General features: G+C 51.7%; 19 protein-coding genes and 1 pseudogene. 13 read left to right on the top strand and 7 right to left on the bottom strand.

Annotated elements, in window-relative coordinates; translation table 11 throughout:
* Window positions 1-164 (top strand): orotidine 5'-phosphate decarboxylase / HUMPS family protein (locus ACZYR9_RS26410; protein WP_488981368.1); only part of this gene is annotated, 164 nt, incomplete at its 5' end.
* Window positions 165-169: 5 nt separating this feature from the next.
* A complete protein-coding gene (hxlB, locus tag ACZYR9_RS26405) occupies window positions 170-727 on the top strand; it encodes a 6-phospho-3-hexuloisomerase (protein ID WP_488981365.1) in 558 nt (185 codons plus the stop codon).
* Window positions 728-833: 106 nt separating this feature from the next.
* Here the strand turns inward: hxlB and ACZYR9_RS26400 are convergent, their stop codons facing one another.
* Window positions 834-1,673 (bottom strand): MBL fold metallo-hydrolase, encoded by an 840-nt coding sequence (locus tag ACZYR9_RS26400; protein ID WP_488981364.1) that lies wholly within the window; start codon window positions 1,671-1,673, stop codon window positions 834-836.
* Between the two features lie 250 nt (window positions 1,674-1,923).
* Here ACZYR9_RS26400 and ACZYR9_RS26395 point away from each other — a divergent pair, with 250 nt between their 5' ends.
* The 4 genes from ACZYR9_RS26395 (at window position 1,924) to ACZYR9_RS26380 (ending at window position 3,348) form a co-directional block, all read left to right on the top strand.
* Window positions 1,924-2,367, top strand: coding sequence for an Hsp20/alpha crystallin family protein (locus ACZYR9_RS26395; protein ID WP_488981363.1), 444 nt, complete (start codon window positions 1,924-1,926; stop codon window positions 2,365-2,367).
* A 61-nt stretch (window positions 2,368-2,428) separates the two neighbouring features.
* Entirely contained in the window at window positions 2,429-2,659 is a 231-nt protein-coding gene (locus ACZYR9_RS26390) for a hypothetical protein (protein ID WP_488981362.1), read from the top strand.
* Window positions 2,647-3,048, top strand: coding sequence for a hypothetical protein (locus ACZYR9_RS26385; protein WP_488981361.1), 402 nt, complete (start codon window positions 2,647-2,649; stop codon window positions 3,046-3,048). Before ACZYR9_RS26390 ends, ACZYR9_RS26385 begins: the two co-directional genes overlap by 13 nt.
* A gap of 18 nt (window positions 3,049-3,066) precedes the next feature.
* Window positions 3,067-3,348, top strand: coding sequence for a hypothetical protein (locus tag ACZYR9_RS26380; protein WP_488981360.1), 282 nt, complete (start codon window positions 3,067-3,069; stop codon window positions 3,346-3,348).
* A gap of 12 nt (window positions 3,349-3,360) precedes the next feature.
* Here ACZYR9_RS26380 and ACZYR9_RS26375 read toward each other — a convergent pair whose 3' ends face one another.
* Window positions 3,361-3,858 carry a hypothetical protein gene (locus tag ACZYR9_RS26375; protein WP_488981359.1) on the bottom strand — a complete coding sequence of 166 codons (498 nt, stop codon included), beginning with the start codon at window positions 3,856-3,858 and terminating at the stop codon, window positions 3,361-3,363.
* Window positions 3,859-4,024: 166 nt separating this feature from the next.
* Between ACZYR9_RS26375 and ACZYR9_RS26370 the strand changes: the two genes are divergently transcribed.
* Complete coding sequence (locus tag ACZYR9_RS26370; RefSeq protein WP_488981358.1) at window positions 4,025-4,255, top strand: hypothetical protein; 231 nt, start codon at window positions 4,025-4,027, stop codon at window positions 4,253-4,255.
* Between the two features lie 140 nt (window positions 4,256-4,395).
* Here ACZYR9_RS26370 and ACZYR9_RS26365 read toward each other — a convergent pair whose 3' ends face one another.
* From ACZYR9_RS26365 to ACZYR9_RS26345, 5 genes and pseudogenes are all read right to left on the bottom strand, one after another.
* Window positions 4,396-4,962, bottom strand: coding sequence for a hypothetical protein (locus ACZYR9_RS26365; protein ID WP_488981357.1), 567 nt, complete (start codon window positions 4,960-4,962; stop codon window positions 4,396-4,398).
* A 349-nt stretch (window positions 4,963-5,311) separates the two neighbouring features.
* On the bottom strand, window positions 5,312-5,839 hold the full coding sequence (gerQ, locus tag ACZYR9_RS26360) for a spore coat protein GerQ (protein ID WP_488981367.1): 528 nt from the start codon (window positions 5,837-5,839) through the stop codon (window positions 5,312-5,314).
* 526 nt (window positions 5,840-6,365) lie between these two features.
* Window positions 6,366-7,196, bottom strand: a complete 831-nt coding sequence (locus tag ACZYR9_RS26355; RefSeq protein WP_488981356.1) for an aldo/keto reductase — start codon at window positions 7,194-7,196, stop codon at window positions 6,366-6,368.
* Between the two features lie 39 nt (window positions 7,197-7,235).
* Window positions 7,236-7,904: an ATP-binding cassette domain-containing protein gene (locus ACZYR9_RS26350; RefSeq protein ID WP_488981355.1), complete on the bottom strand. Its 669-nt coding sequence runs from the start codon at window positions 7,902-7,904 to the stop codon at window positions 7,236-7,238.
* Window positions 7,897-8,028: pseudogene (locus ACZYR9_RS26345) on the bottom strand (ABC transporter ATP-binding protein); the annotation flags it as partial. The pseudogene ACZYR9_RS26345 and the gene ACZYR9_RS26350, both read right to left, overlap by 8 nt.
* Window positions 8,029-8,272: 244 nt before the next feature.
* Here ACZYR9_RS26345 and ACZYR9_RS26340 point away from each other — a divergent pair.
* From ACZYR9_RS26340 to ACZYR9_RS26315, 6 genes are all read left to right on the top strand, one after another.
* Entirely contained in the window at window positions 8,273-8,578 is a 306-nt protein-coding gene (locus ACZYR9_RS26340; RefSeq protein WP_488981354.1) for an urease subunit gamma, read from the top strand.
* A gap of 75 nt (window positions 8,579-8,653) precedes the next feature.
* Complete coding sequence (locus tag ACZYR9_RS26335) at window positions 8,654-9,019, top strand: urease subunit beta (RefSeq protein WP_488981366.1); 366 nt, start codon at window positions 8,654-8,656, stop codon at window positions 9,017-9,019.
* Window positions 9,020-10,750: an urease subunit alpha gene (gene ureC, locus ACZYR9_RS26330; protein WP_488981353.1), complete on the top strand. Its 1,731-nt coding sequence runs from the start codon at window positions 9,020-9,022 to the stop codon at window positions 10,748-10,750. It begins immediately after the preceding gene.
* Between the two features lie 33 nt (window positions 10,751-10,783).
* Window positions 10,784-11,485 (top strand): urease accessory protein UreF, encoded by a 702-nt coding sequence (locus tag ACZYR9_RS26325; protein WP_488981352.1) that lies wholly within the window; start codon window positions 10,784-10,786, stop codon window positions 11,483-11,485.
* Between the two features lie 51 nt (window positions 11,486-11,536).
* Window positions 11,537-12,199, top strand: a complete 663-nt coding sequence (ureG, locus tag ACZYR9_RS26320; RefSeq protein ID WP_488981351.1) for an urease accessory protein UreG — start codon at window positions 11,537-11,539, stop codon at window positions 12,197-12,199.
* Window positions 12,192-13,037 carry an urease accessory protein UreD gene (locus ACZYR9_RS26315; RefSeq protein ID WP_488981350.1) on the top strand — a complete coding sequence of 282 codons (846 nt, stop codon included), beginning with the start codon at window positions 12,192-12,194 and terminating at the stop codon, window positions 13,035-13,037. Before ureG ends, ACZYR9_RS26315 begins: the two co-directional genes overlap by 8 nt.
* Window positions 13,038-13,315 lie beyond the last annotated feature (278 nt).

Raw genomic sequence — 13,315 nt, 5'->3', positions numbered from 1 at the left:
AAAATGCAAAAACGGCGATCGCCGGCGGCATCAAGCTCAGCACATTGCCGGAAGTGATCAAAGCCCAGCCTGACCTTGTTATCGTAGGCGGCGGCATTACCGGACAAGAAGATAAAAAAGCCGCAGCCGCTGAAATGCAAAAATTAATCAAGCAAGGTGCATAAGAGTTATGCAGACGACGCAGTATTTAGCTGAGATCATCAAAGAACTGGAGCGCTCCATTAACCTTATCGACGATGAGCAGGCGGAAAAGCTGGCCGACGGCATTCTTCAAGCCAAGAAGATCTTCGTGGCTGGAGCAGGCCGGTCCGGACTGATGATGAAGTCTTTTGCGATGCGGCTGATGCAAATGGGCTTTGAAGCTTATGTCGTAGGCGAAACCGTAACTCCCAACCTGGAAAAAGAGGATTTGTTCATCATCGGATCCGGCTCGGGAGAGACGAAAAGCTTGGTGCCTATGGCGCAGAAAGCCAAAAGCCTGGAGGGAACCGTTGCGGCAATCACCATTTCCCCGGATTCGACGATCGGCACACTTTCGGATATCGTCGTGAAGCTGCCGGGCTCTCCTAAAGACCGGTCCGACGGAGGCTACATCACCATCCAGCCGATGGGAGCCTTGTTCGAGCAGACGCTGTTGATCTTCTGCGATGCCGTTATATTGAAGCTGATGGAGAAGAAGGGTTTGGATTCCGGAACGATGTTCGGCAGACATGCCAATCTGGAATAGATTTTTTCTTGCATTTTTCTAGTATGACTATGAAGTAAATCCCTTTAGTAAACTGTACCGGAGCTTAAGTCCGGTACAGTTTTTTTCTTTTCGGGCTGTTTGGCGTTTAATGAACATACCGCCCATGCTCCGGAATAGCGAGCCGGTCGAATTCACGGGCTAATGTACTTAATTCTCTGGAAAGCAGCTCACCAGACATGGGGAGACCGTGGCCGGTAACTGCGGACGTCGGCTTTAGGGCTTCAAGCCTCTTAACCGATTCCCATGCGGCTTGCCAATCCGTTGTAAAGTATTTTGGCGGGCCGCTGATTTCCCGTTTCTGCAGGACCACTTTATACAATGATTCTTGCTTTACGCATACGAACGCGTCGCCGGCGATAAGAGACCCGTCTTTTTCGCGGAACAACGAGATATGTCCCGGCGTATGTCCAGGTGTATGTATCCATGTCCAACCCGGCATTTCGGATATTCTTCCGTCCGGAGACAATGGTTTTACATGGGCTCCTAAATGTATTCCTTGGTTAGGAAACATAGGAGACATCTCGCTGATTAAACCGCCATCAACCGTGGGATCGCCCGGAGGATAATTCGACTGGCCTGTCAGGTAGGGGATTTCCAGCTCATGCGCATAAACGGGAACATTCCAACGCTCAACCAATTCCGCAATGGCGCCCACATGGTCAAAATGTCCATGTGTCAAAATAATGGCCTTCGGAGGATGATCCCGTCCGAAGCGCTGCTCAGAAGATTCTATAATATCGTCAGCCGAACGCGGCACCCCTGCATCAACAAGTACCCATTCATGGGTAGCAGGTTCTCCTACAAACACCACGTTGGCAAACTGAACCGGCAAACAATAGATATCAGAGGCCACCTGTTGGCCTTCGCCGCTGGTTACGGTTGTAACAGGAATTATCGTATGCTCAAATGAATTCTCCAATGCCATTCCTCCCTATGTTCAATCCTTTGAGATGTCCACTCTTTGTTGATTAGTGTTGACCAAGGATTTGAAATCATCCGCGGGGTTCAAAATTTCTCCTTCCAAACGCCGAATAAATTATTGGACAACGGCAGCTATAGCTGTTCTTTAAAATCAAGCATGTATCATAAACATAATTAAAGCTATACTCCAATTGCACGAATGGCCTCAATCCACCAACAGCATTAATTTAGACTAAAGGCTGGTGATAACCCGGATGAACGATCCCAAGGTGTTGTGGAGCGCCATACAGAATCAGGCTAACAAGGCGTTGGGGGAGGATTTCTGGCAGGATATCTCCCGTCTGATTCCGAATCCCGGCCCCCGGATGGATATATATGAAACAGCGGATGAAGTGGTCGTTATCGTGGAATTGCCCGGCCTTATCTCTTTGGATTCGATCAAAATGAGCCTGATCGACCGCCATCTCCTTTTGAAGGGGGAGCTTCGCTGCGAGTATCCGGTGGATGAGGATGACCTGGCCCTATCGGAGCGGTTTTTCGGTAAATTTCAGCGCAAGGTGCTCCTGCCGCATGATGTGGAAGCGGATGGAGCATCGACCGGCTACCGGTCAGGTCTGTTAACCGTTCGTTTCCGGAAAAAAGCCATGGAGCAAATCAAGCACATCCGCCTGAATAACGTTGATCAGGAAGAGAAATAAGTTGGCTGCTCCCTCAATATAATAGGGATATCAGTACATGTACAACGGGGGGGCGATCGGAATGGTCGACATTCGGTTCAACGATTTGCAAATTCAGTCCGTATCCAAAGCTTCCGGCGTATTTTCCGGTCACAATATCATTTCGGGCTGGAAGAGTTACAGCAAAAGCAATGAAGGCTTTGGGAGCATCAAGGGGAAGGAGAATGTGTCGGAGTACGGCCATCACATGGTTATGGATAACGACTTGATGGACCTGATGAATAAAAGGGATGGGAAGCGATGGGGGTCTTAAATTGGTTTCTTAGCCGCGAGGCCCGTATGAATTCGGACAAGATGCTGCATGAACGATTGGCGGGACTGGAACGGGCCATCGAACGATTGAATGAGAAGCCTTCGGGGCACAACATCACCATAGAAAACCTGCATGTCCATAATCCTTCCTTGGAGCAATTAACCTTTCGCCTGGACCGGCTTGATATCGACGAGCTGAGCGGGGCTTTAAATTTGGGCAATAATTTCGGTACGCGTGTCGGCAAAAAGGAACCGCAGAGTACTCAGAGTCAGGGATCAAAGCAGGCAGAGAGGCCGAAAGATAAATCGGAGGATAAGCAGCAGCACTTTGAAATCAAAAAAACGGCGGAAGGCTTCAAATATGAATCGGGAATGAAGCCTCACCGTTAAAGGGGGAGGAGATTGCCTGTGGGGAAAGGTATTATGTCGCCTACGTTTGTCATTGGATATATTCATATCGGATCCGTAGAAGGTGCTTCCTGCATCAATCTGGGCAATAATTATCCCAGCGGCTTTCAAAGCCATAAGAAGCAGAATCAGGGCTTCGGAACCCTTCACGGAAATGAAAACAGCCTCCGGGAGATCCGCTCCGTCCTGGACGACAGCGACCTCATGGATGTATTACAAAATTCCGATCCGGAAATGGTCGCAGCGATGAAATCCAGTCCCGTTTCGATGGATTCGGCGTGATCTTTCTTTTCCTTAACCCGTTTCCAACGTTGTTATTCTGCCAAGGTTTTGCTGGGTGACAGAGGTATCGATCACATCCTCGTCCATCACGGTATTCACATTGTTGTGCATGACATTGATGCCCTTGTGCCGTCCGTCCCCCATGTTATTTTTTCCGAAGGCGTTCCAGCCGGGCTGGTTGTTATCGCCGACAGCGATGGAGGAAGCAGTGTTTACTGCATTCACATCAATCGATTGGAAGGTAATATTTTGGGCGGCCGGCGCCGTTTGATACTGAATATGTACCCCTCGCTCCTCGATGGGAAAGTCGATATGATCATTGTCATATACCAGATTGCAGTTGTGATGAAGTCTGCTCCCGCTGGCGCTGCCGAACCCGTTGTTGTCTTTGCGGATGGAGCTCCAGCCGTTTGCCGTGTTGTTTCCGATAAATATGCCCGCACTCGTATCCACCGAATTGACCATAATTTTATTGAAAATGACATGAAACTGCCCGTCGGCATAAGCCATAACAATTCTCCTTTTCAAACAGCGGCGTTAACGAATGGAAATACAGTGTTAGCCATACCAATTCCTTCTAAAGAGTATGAGCTTATGCCTAATATATTCAATGGGATTTTGTCCTTTGACATCTTTTTTAACAGATCGTTAACCGGCGAAAAAAGGAGAGCTTGGCATGGCCGAGAATGAGGAAAGAGTATGTGTCCGTTGTCAGCATGTGAATGGCAAAAATCAATATTGCATCAGGTGCGGGGCTCCACTGGTTAATCGATGCACGGATGAACCGGGGAGACTGGACAAAGGCTGCGGCAAGGTGAATCCTGCTGAGGCGGCATTTTGCCAGTTTTGCGGCGAGTCGACCACCTTCTATAAGGCAGGTTTGGTCCGGGCCTTTTTGGATAATTGAACGGAAGCTATGCGCATTCGCGGCTCTCTTTAGATGGAATGACCGGACGGGATTATGTTTAAACGGAAAACATCCCAAACCACAGTAATCGGGGTGAGGGATGTTTGCTTTTGGGGTTGTATTGGTTTTGGAGCGGGAACTTACATGCCCCAAAAATAAGGCAAGTTATTATAGCCGTTGATTCCATAAGTGCCTTGGTAGCTTTGGGAGGGGTGAGTGCCTTGGGAATGCTGAGCGCCCCTAGAGCCGTGAGTGCCATGAGAGCCTTGAGAATGCTGAGCGCCCTTAGAGCCGTGAGTGCCATGAGAGCCTTGAGAATGCTGAGCGCCTTTAGAACCGTGAGTGCCGTGAGAGCCTTGAGAATGCTGGGCGCCTTTAGAGCCGTGAGTGCCGTGAGTGCCGTGAGAGCCTTGAGAATGCTGAGCGCCTTTAGAGCCGTGAGAGGAGTGTACGTCTTCATAGTAATAATAAACGTCCTGCTGCGTACTTTTAGAGTTGTGTGCACCTTCAGTACCTTGCGAGGATGGCGTACTTTTTTGGCTTTTAGCACCTTTGCTGTTGTGATCGACCTGAGTGCCGTAAGTGCCTCGATAGCTGCCTGTCCCATAAATGCTGCGTTTGCAGCCGGAATGTTTACGCTTTTTCTTTTTATTGCCGCTGATGGAGCCTTTTTTGCCGGACCTTTTGACAATGCTTAGATTATTCATACTTACACCTCCTTCATTTTGATAGTATAAGATATGAATGGATGTCTTGTTTTGATAGGGACATAGATTTAATTATTGATAAAATAAAGAAGCTACCTAGAAAAATCGAAAATAGGAAACTGAGACATTGGCTATCATATACTTGTCTATCAAGATTCCGGACGATTGGAGATGAGTCCCGCCAAGTAATAGAATTTAAGTTTATAGGTTATGTATTCTTCATTACGTTCGCTCAGTTAAGGATAGCCCCTGCATCACCAAAATGGATTTGGAGCAAAACTTGATAGATATAAAGCAAGGGGGCCACCCCGTAGTCTTAACGACTGAGGGACTTCCCCCTAATGTTGGTTTATCGGACCAAACGTCCTTGAGTGGAGAACGGATAAGTATATTGAAGCTCCTCCTCGAAGGTAACGTAATCGAGATTGACCATCAGCAGCAGATAGCGCATTCCCGTCTGCGGATCGCTGAGAATGATATGGTCACGGCCGGCGGCCTCTACTCTGCCCTTGAAGATTTTGGCGTTCCATTCGGAGTTGTTCTCGTATGTCATATAGAACGTGCCGATTTTGCCAAGGTTAAGACGCAAAATATTCTCGATGTAGGATTGCTCCAGCGGAAGCAGACCCATCGCACCTGCAGGGCCGGCGGACGGGGCGCCTAACGGAGAAACGGCACCCCCGGTGGGAACGTTAGGCTGAGCCAACTGCTGAACGGTTGGCATGGGTGCTTTCATAACGTTAGGCTGAGCCAATTGCTGAACGGTTGGCATGGGTGCCGTCGGAATGTTAGGCTGCGCTAATTGCTGAACGGTTGGCATGGGTGCCGTCGGAATGTTAGGCTGAGTTAATTGCTGAACGGTTGGCATGGGTGCCATCGGAATATTAGGCTGAGCCAATTGCTGGATGGTGGGGATGTTTGCCATCGGAATATTAGGCTGAGCCAATTGCTGAACGGTGGGGATGTTTGCCATCGGAATGTTAGGCTGAGCCAATTGCTGAACGGTGGGCATGGATGGCGTCGGAATGTTAGGCTGTGCGCTAGGTTGTACTGCAGCAGGAGCGGGACCGTAGTTGGGAATGCCGTAGCCGCCATATGGACTTACACCTGTTTTATAAAGGTTGCTGTACATAATTCGATAAAACCTCCTTCAGATGCTTGCAGCTTTGCTGCCGGATTCATGTTAAATAAAGCACAGACATCAGACCCTGAAAGCAAGAAAGCAATCGTTTCCGAAACGGTGTAAGATCACTTCCTTGTTCGTAGGCTTAGGCTCATGCACAATCCATAGTATGGAGGAGGCTATCGTTTGGTGACAGGTGAAACCGGGTAAAACCAAAAAGCAGGAGGGGCAGCGGACCGTATGTCCGTTACTCCTCCTGCTTGCTTGTGGATACATAAGTTTAAAAGTCAAAATTATCCGGGTCCGCTCCGAATCGTTTGTTCTGATTCAATCCATCGATGCGCATCATGTCCTCATCCGAAAGCGTAAAGTCAAAGATGTCGGCATTCTCCCGAATACGGCTTTCATGTACCGATTTTGGAATCGTAACGATGCCGTGCTGCAGGTCCCAGCGAAGGATGATTTGCGCCGGCGACTTGCCGTATTTGCTTGCAAGCTCGTTAAGCAGCGGGAGGTCGAGATTGCCCCGCATCAGAGGGCTCCACGCCTCAACCTGAATCTCATGCTGTCGGCAAAAGGCCCTCAACTCCGTTTGCTGAAGTAAAGGATGAAATTCCACTTGATTGACAACGGGTACGACTCCGCTGTCATCGATGATGTCCTGCAAGTGATGCGTTTGGAAGTTGCTAACGCCAATGGCGCGGACATAGCCTTCCTTTTGCAGCTTCACGAGCGCTTTCCACGTTTCTTTATATTTGCCTTTTACCGGCCAGTGAACAAGGTACAAATCAATGACCTCCAGCTGCAGCTTCCTGCGGCTTTCTTCAAATGCGCGAAGCGTGGAATCGTAGCCTTGATCGGCATTCCACACCTTGGTTGTGATAAACAGGAGGTCGCGCGGGATGCTTGCGGCCTGAAGCGCTCTTCCGACACCCTCTTCATTGCCGTATACGGCTGCCGTATCGATGGAGCGGTATCCGGCATCCAAGGCGGTTTGCACAGCTTGGGTAACTTCGTCGTCTTTCGCCTTCCATACGCCGAGTCCTACCCAAGGCATGCGAATGCCGCCTTTCAGCTCTTTAGTATCGCCAATTTGCTGAATCGTGGTCATGTTTTGTGTCCCTCCTTGGAAAATGGTTCCATACCATTTCTATGATAGCACCAAAAGGGCCAAGGGGCAAAAAAAAGCCGCAGCTCCAACGGCCAAGTGCTTGCGTACCTGCTCCTCACTAAGCGTATCGGAGCCGCCTTCGGCGGCGGCGACGCCCTTATCCAGCACATAGTAGTAGTCGGCGATACTTGTTGCAAAGGAAAGGCTTTGTTCGACCAGCAGGAGAAGCTTCGGCTCGGAGACGAGCTCGCGGGCACTGGACAATTGCTGCTGCTGACCGCCGCTTAAGTCTCCGCCTTTGCGGCACAGCATTTCCTTCAGGACAGGAAATTGTTCATATACCGATTCCGGAATCCCCGCTTTACGTACCTTGGCGCTGGCAGCCTCCAGTCCGGGCAGGAGATTCTGCTCTACGGTGAGCTGCGGGAAGATGTCCCGCCCCTGCGGAACATAACCGATTCCCGCCCTAGCGCGGCGGTCCGGAGCTTGGGATGTATAATCGCGTCCGGCGTAACGAATCACTCCTTTTTTTGGCTTGATCAGGCCCATGATCGTTTTCATCAGCGTTGTTTTGCCTACGCCGTTGCGCCCCATAAGACACACGACCTGGCCGGGCTTCACGGTCAGTGACACATCCCTCAGGATCATACTCTCGCCATACCCGGCTTCAAGACCTGTGAGCTCCAGCTTTCCGTCTGCTTCAATCATGCCGTTCGCCCCGCCTTCCGAGATAAACTTCGGCCACTCTGTCGTCTTCCTGAATATCCTGCATCGATCCTTCGCGAAGCACTGTACCTTCATGCATGACGGTTACGGTTTTGGCGAATCGCCTCATCATATTCAAATGTTATTTAAGTGTAAATATAACTAACATAAATTTTTGGTAAATTAAAATTCTCGCTTTTCATATGTTCTAAATGTTAGGTTTATCTCTAGATTTCAACGAAAAAGTCTAAAATACGCAATTTAAACTTGATTTTATGTAATAAAAAATTACATATGTTATTTACACTCACACGAATCGCGAATATAATAGACGTATTGAAACGGTAATATTCGTGTTTAGGAGGTAAAGCATGTACCTGACAGAAAGGGAGAAGGAGAAGCTGCTCATCACCGTGGCGGCCGATGTGGCCCGAAGGCGTTTGGCCCGCGGTGTCAAGCTGAACTATCCCGAAAGCGTAGCGCTCATTACCTCGGAAATTATGGAGGGGGCGCGAGACGGTATGATGGTGGCTCAGCTTATGCAGTACGGCACCACGATTTTGAAAGCCGAGCAAGTCATGGAAGGCGTGCCGGAAATGATTCATGAGGTGCAGGTGGAGGCGACGTTCCCGGACGGGACGAAGCTGGTTACGGTGCATCAGCCGATCCGGCGCTGACAAGCGCTCGACAATGGACAGAAAAGCTAGGTCATTCATGATAGCAAGAAAGATCTCGGAGAGAGGGGAATGGCTATGATACCTGGAGAATATCGGGTGAAGGCAGGATCGATCGAATTGAACGCGGGGAAAGAAAAAGCGGATCTCGTCATTATCAATACCGGGGACCGGCCTGTCCAAGTTGGATCACATTACCATTTTTTCGAGGTGAACCGCTCGCTCCAATTTGATCGGGAACAGGCGTTTGGCATGCGGCTGGATATTCCCGCGGGCACGGCGGTCCGTTTTGAGCCGGGAGAAGAAAAGCCCGTCAAGCTCGTCGAACTGGGGGGAGACAAGGTTTCGTACGGGTTGAACGGATTGTCCGGGGGGAAGGTGCGGCGGGGGCTGCTGCCGGAACCGATTCGCATAAGATTAACCGAGTGGGAGGAGGGGTTCTAGGTGGCTGGAATCGATCGGAAATCGTATGCTCTCATGTTCGGACCCACCGCCGGGGATGCCGTTAGGCTGGCGGATACCGGCCTGTGGGCGGAAATCGAGCACGATTTCACCGTTTATGGCGATGAATGCAAATTCGGCGGCGGTAAGGTGATTCGCGACGGCATGGGACAATCCAGCCGGCATACGCGCAATCAAGGAGTGCTCGACACGCTGATTGCCAATGCGGTGATCATAGATCACGGCGGGATTATAAAAGCCGATATCGGGATAAAAGACGGCATTATTGCCGGCATTGGCAAGGCCGGGAATCCGGACCTGATGGATGGCGTGCATCCGAACATGATTGTCGGAGCTTCGACGGAAGTGATTGCGGGCGAGGGCAAGATCATTACAGCCGGCGGCATCGACACCCATATTCACTATATCTGCCCGCAGCAGATCGAGACGGCGCTGGCGTCCGGGATCACGACCATGATTGGCGGGGGCACCGGGCCTGCGGCGGGTACGAGCGCTACGACGTGCACGCCGGGGGCATGGCATATACACCGGATGCTGGAGGCGGCGGAGGCGTTCCCGATGAATCTCGGGTTTACCGGCAAAGGCAATGCTTCGTTTCCCGAGCCGCTGATGGAGCAGGTCGAAGCGGGAGCGATCGGGCTTAAGCTTCACGAGGATTGGGGAACGACTCCGGCTGCGATCGACGCCTGCCTGAGCGTAGCCGACCGCTACGATGTTCAGGTAGCGATCCATACGGATACGCTGAATGAGTCCGGTTTTGTGGAGGATACGATCAAGGCCATCGGCGGCCGTACGATTCATACGTATCATACGGAAGGGGCCGGCGGGGGCCATGCGCCGGATATTATCCGCATCGCTTCCGAATTGAATGTGCTGCCTTCATCCACCAACCCGACACGTCCCTACACGGTGAATACGGTGGAAGAGCATCTCGACATGCTGATGGTATGCCATCATCTGGACAGCCGCATCCCCGAGGACGTGGCCTTCGCCGATTCGAGAATTCGGCCGGAGACCATTGCGGCAGAAGACATTCTTCACGATCTTGGCGTGTTCAGCATCATCAGCTCGGATTCACAAGCGATGGGCAGGGTAGGCGAGGTCATCACCCGCACGTGGCAAACGGCGGACAAAATGAAGAAGCAGCGCGGATTTTTGGCGGCGCCGGGTGAAGAGAGTGCTTCACCCAAGGACAACGATAACTTCCGCATCAAGCGCTATGTCGCCAAGTACACGATTAATCCGGCGATTACGCACGGCATATCGCATTTGGTCGGTTCGGTGGAGGTCGGGAAGCTTGCCGATCTGGTGGTTTGGAGTCCGGCGTTCTTCGGCGTGAAGCCGGATATGGTGCTAAAGGGCGGGATCATCGCTTACGCGCAAATGGGAGATCCGAACGCTTCGATCCCTACGCCGCAGCCTGTTTTCGGCAGGCCGATGTTCGGTGCTTTCGGGCGGGCGCTAAGGCACTGCGTAACGTTCGTATCTCAGGCGGCATACGATGCGGGAGTCCATGAGGAGCTTGGTCTTCTAAAACGGATTGAGCCGATACGGGGCTGCCGCAGCATTACCAAGAAGGCTATGATTCACAACGGTGAAACCCCGTTGATCGAGGTCAACCCCGAGACTTACGAAGTGAAGGTCGACGGGGAGGCCATTACGTGCGAACCGGTGAGCGAGCTGCCGATGGCGCAGCGCTACTTCTTATTTTAATATGTAAGCTTAAAGCAGGGAGGCGGCCGCAGCATGGAAAGCGGACAGACATTCTCATGGCTTGCCTATACGCAGTTTTTGGATTCGGCGCTGCCGATCGGAGGGTTTTCCCATTCGTTCGGTTTGGAGACGATGGTGCAGGAAGGCAGAATCGTAAAGCTGCACCAGCTGCAGGAGTACATTGAAAGCATGCTGTTTCACAGCTGGGCGCCGGTGGATGCGCTGGTCGTCAAGGCCGTCTATACACTGGCTCCCGAGAAGCGCTGGGAGGAGCTATGGCTTGTTGACAAGACGCAGCATGTCCAGCGGGCATCGATGGAGACAAGGGAAGGCACAGCCAAAATGGGCCGCAGACTATATCAGCTCGGCCGCGCCATGTATCCGCTGCTCGGCTGGGAGCTGTTGGATGAAGCGATGGCGTCGGGGCGGTGCATCGGTACCCATCCGTTCATTCACGGCTGGATCAGCTTGGGACTTGGGGTGCCGTTGACCATGGCAGCAGAAGGTTATTTGTACGCTTCCACGATGACCTGCATTAACAGTGGACTGCGGCTGATGTCCATCGGCCAAACGGATGGGCAGAGGCTGCTTGCCAATTTGGTTCCGTCCATTCAGGCCGCTTGGCGGATGTGTGAGCCGCTGGACCCGATCGAGGACGGCTTCGGAAGCGTTCCTTATTCGGATATTGCCATGATGCGTCATGAGAACTTATATTCGCGATTGTTTATGTCGTAAGGCTAGGATATCCGATTTATCCGTCATTTATTATTTAAGGAGGGCTTTGCTATGTGTCAGGGAGGAGCGCATCATCACCATCATTGGGAAACGCCGGAGGCCAAGACGTTGAATCGGCCGCTGCGTATCGGAATCGGAGGTCCTGTCGGTTCAGGCAAAACAGCGCTTGTCGAGCGTCTGGCCCGCAAGCTGAACGATCGATACAGCATTGCGGTCATCACCAACGATATTTATACGAAGGAAGACGCCGATATTCTGATCCGTTCCGAGGCGCTGCCGGCCGAACGCATTATCGGCGTGGAGACCGGCGGATGCCCGCATACGGCTATTCGCGAGGATGCCTCGATGAATTTTGAGGCGATTGAAGAGCTGGAGCGCCGTTTTTCGCATCTCGATATCATCTTTATCGAAAGCGGCGGCGACAACCTGGCTGCGGCATTCAGTCCGGAGCTGGTGGATCGCTTTATCTATATTATTGATGTGGCGCAGGGGGAGAAAATTCCTCGCAAAGGCGGACCGGGCATCATGCGCTCGGATATGCTGATCATTAACAAGATTGATCTGGCCCCACACGTCGGCGCCTCATTAAAGATTATGGAAGAAGATACGATCCGGATGCGCGGCAACAAGCCGTTTGTATTCTCCAACCTGTTCGACGGCCAAGGGCTTGACGATATCGTACATTGGGTGGAGCATCAATACAGCCATGCCTGAGGTGACCGGCTCTGTTCATGCAGAATTTACGAACGAAGGCGGAATCACGCAGCTTCAGAGCCACATCCATGCGTATCCGTTAAAAATCGCCAAGACCTTCCCGTTTGAAGGCCGGCAGCTTGGGGTATACCTCATGGATGCGTCTCCCGGCGTAATGGCGGGGGACCGCTATGAGCTGAGCTGGCGATTTGGCGAGAATACGAATGTTTTCGTGACGAATCAGTCATATACGAAAGTGCATCCTTCAAAGAGGGCCGGCAGTGAACCGCCGAATCCCGGTGTACAGCATCAATGCTTGTCTATTAGCCGCGGGGCTTACGTGGAGTATTTGCCGGAGCCGCTGATGCTGTACAAGGACGCTTCGTTTACGAGCGATATGACGGTTCAGATGGAAGAGGGAGCGTCCTTGTTCCTGAGTGATATCGTTTGCCCGGGTCGAACGCATCGCGGAGAACGATTCCATTATGAACGGTATCAAAGCCGCCTGACGGTCTGTTATGGCAGCGAGCTGATTTTCAGCGCGAAGCAGCGTGTGGAGCCGCAGCGTCAATCCCCCCGGCGAATGGCGCGCTGGGATTCATATACGCATGTGGGGACGCTGTATTTATTCTCGGATAGGGTCAGCCGTGAAGCGGTTGAAGCATTGCGGGAACGGCTGGTCCAGCATGGATACCTGCATTCTGAACTGTATTGCGGTGTAAGCCTGACCTACAAATTCGGCCTGGCAGTCAGCGTGCTTGGGGCTCGCGTCTACGAAATTGAAGCGCTGCTTAAGGAAGCGTGGACCTTCCTCAGGTCGGAGGTTTTCAACAGGAATCCGCTGTTAACTCCTAAATAACGGGTGCAGCTTCTTCATAAATCAATCAGCAGATTCCCTCCCTTCGTGATGTCTCTCCGATCCTGCTCGTCCTGCCGGCGGACGAAGCAGCTCCTTCCACTCAGCCGGTCATCATTCAGGGGATGGTGCGTCATGCACCGTCTCTTTTTCGTTTGGCGTGCCCAGCTAAGCACGCATCTTCTAGCCGGTGAAAGTCCGGTCGCGGGAGGAGCCAAGTCCCCGCGTAGCTAGGATACTTGCGTATGGCGAAATCTGTGCGTAAAAGCGTATCGACGAAA

Source organism: Paenibacillus sp. F024 (genome assembly GCF_057814255.1).
Note: the sequence above shows the minus strand (reverse complement) of the source record. Positions and strands in the feature narration are given on the sequence as shown.

Coding starts and splice junctions, on each gene's coding strand:
- hxlB (WP_488981365.1), top strand. CDS start 170: ATGCAGACGACGCAGTATTTAGCTGAGATCATCAAAGAACTGGAGCGC.
- ACZYR9_RS26400 (WP_488981364.1), bottom strand. CDS start 1,673: ATGGCATTGGAGAATTCATTTGAGCATACGATAATTCCTGTTACAACC.
- ACZYR9_RS26395 (WP_488981363.1), top strand. CDS start 1,924: ATGAACGATCCCAAGGTGTTGTGGAGCGCCATACAGAATCAGGCTAAC.
- ACZYR9_RS26390 (WP_488981362.1), top strand. CDS start 2,429: ATGGTCGACATTCGGTTCAACGATTTGCAAATTCAGTCCGTATCCAAA.
- ACZYR9_RS26385 (WP_488981361.1), top strand. CDS start 2,647: ATGGGGGTCTTAAATTGGTTTCTTAGCCGCGAGGCCCGTATGAATTCG.
- ACZYR9_RS26375 (WP_488981359.1), bottom strand. CDS start 3,858: ATGGCTTATGCCGACGGGCAGTTTCATGTCATTTTCAATAAAATTATG.
- ACZYR9_RS26370 (WP_488981358.1), top strand. CDS start 4,025: ATGGCCGAGAATGAGGAAAGAGTATGTGTCCGTTGTCAGCATGTGAAT.
- ACZYR9_RS26365 (WP_488981357.1), bottom strand. CDS start 4,962: ATGAATAATCTAAGCATTGTCAAAAGGTCCGGCAAAAAAGGCTCCATC.
- gerQ (WP_488981367.1), bottom strand. CDS start 5,839: ATGGCACCCATGCCAACCGTTCAGCAATTAACTCAGCCTAACATTCCG.
- ACZYR9_RS26355 (WP_488981356.1), bottom strand. CDS start 7,196: ATGACCACGATTCAGCAAATTGGCGATACTAAAGAGCTGAAAGGCGGC.
- ACZYR9_RS26350 (WP_488981355.1), bottom strand. CDS start 7,904: ATGATTGAAGCAGACGGAAAGCTGGAGCTCACAGGTCTTGAAGCCGGG.
- ACZYR9_RS26340 (WP_488981354.1), top strand. CDS start 8,273: ATGTACCTGACAGAAAGGGAGAAGGAGAAGCTGCTCATCACCGTGGCG.
- ACZYR9_RS26335 (WP_488981366.1), top strand. CDS start 8,654: ATGATACCTGGAGAATATCGGGTGAAGGCAGGATCGATCGAATTGAAC.
- ACZYR9_RS26325 (WP_488981352.1), top strand. CDS start 10,784: ATGGAAAGCGGACAGACATTCTCATGGCTTGCCTATACGCAGTTTTTG.
- ureG (WP_488981351.1), top strand. CDS start 11,537: ATGTGTCAGGGAGGAGCGCATCATCACCATCATTGGGAAACGCCGGAG.
- ACZYR9_RS26315 (WP_488981350.1), top strand. CDS start 12,192: ATGCCTGAGGTGACCGGCTCTGTTCATGCAGAATTTACGAACGAAGGC.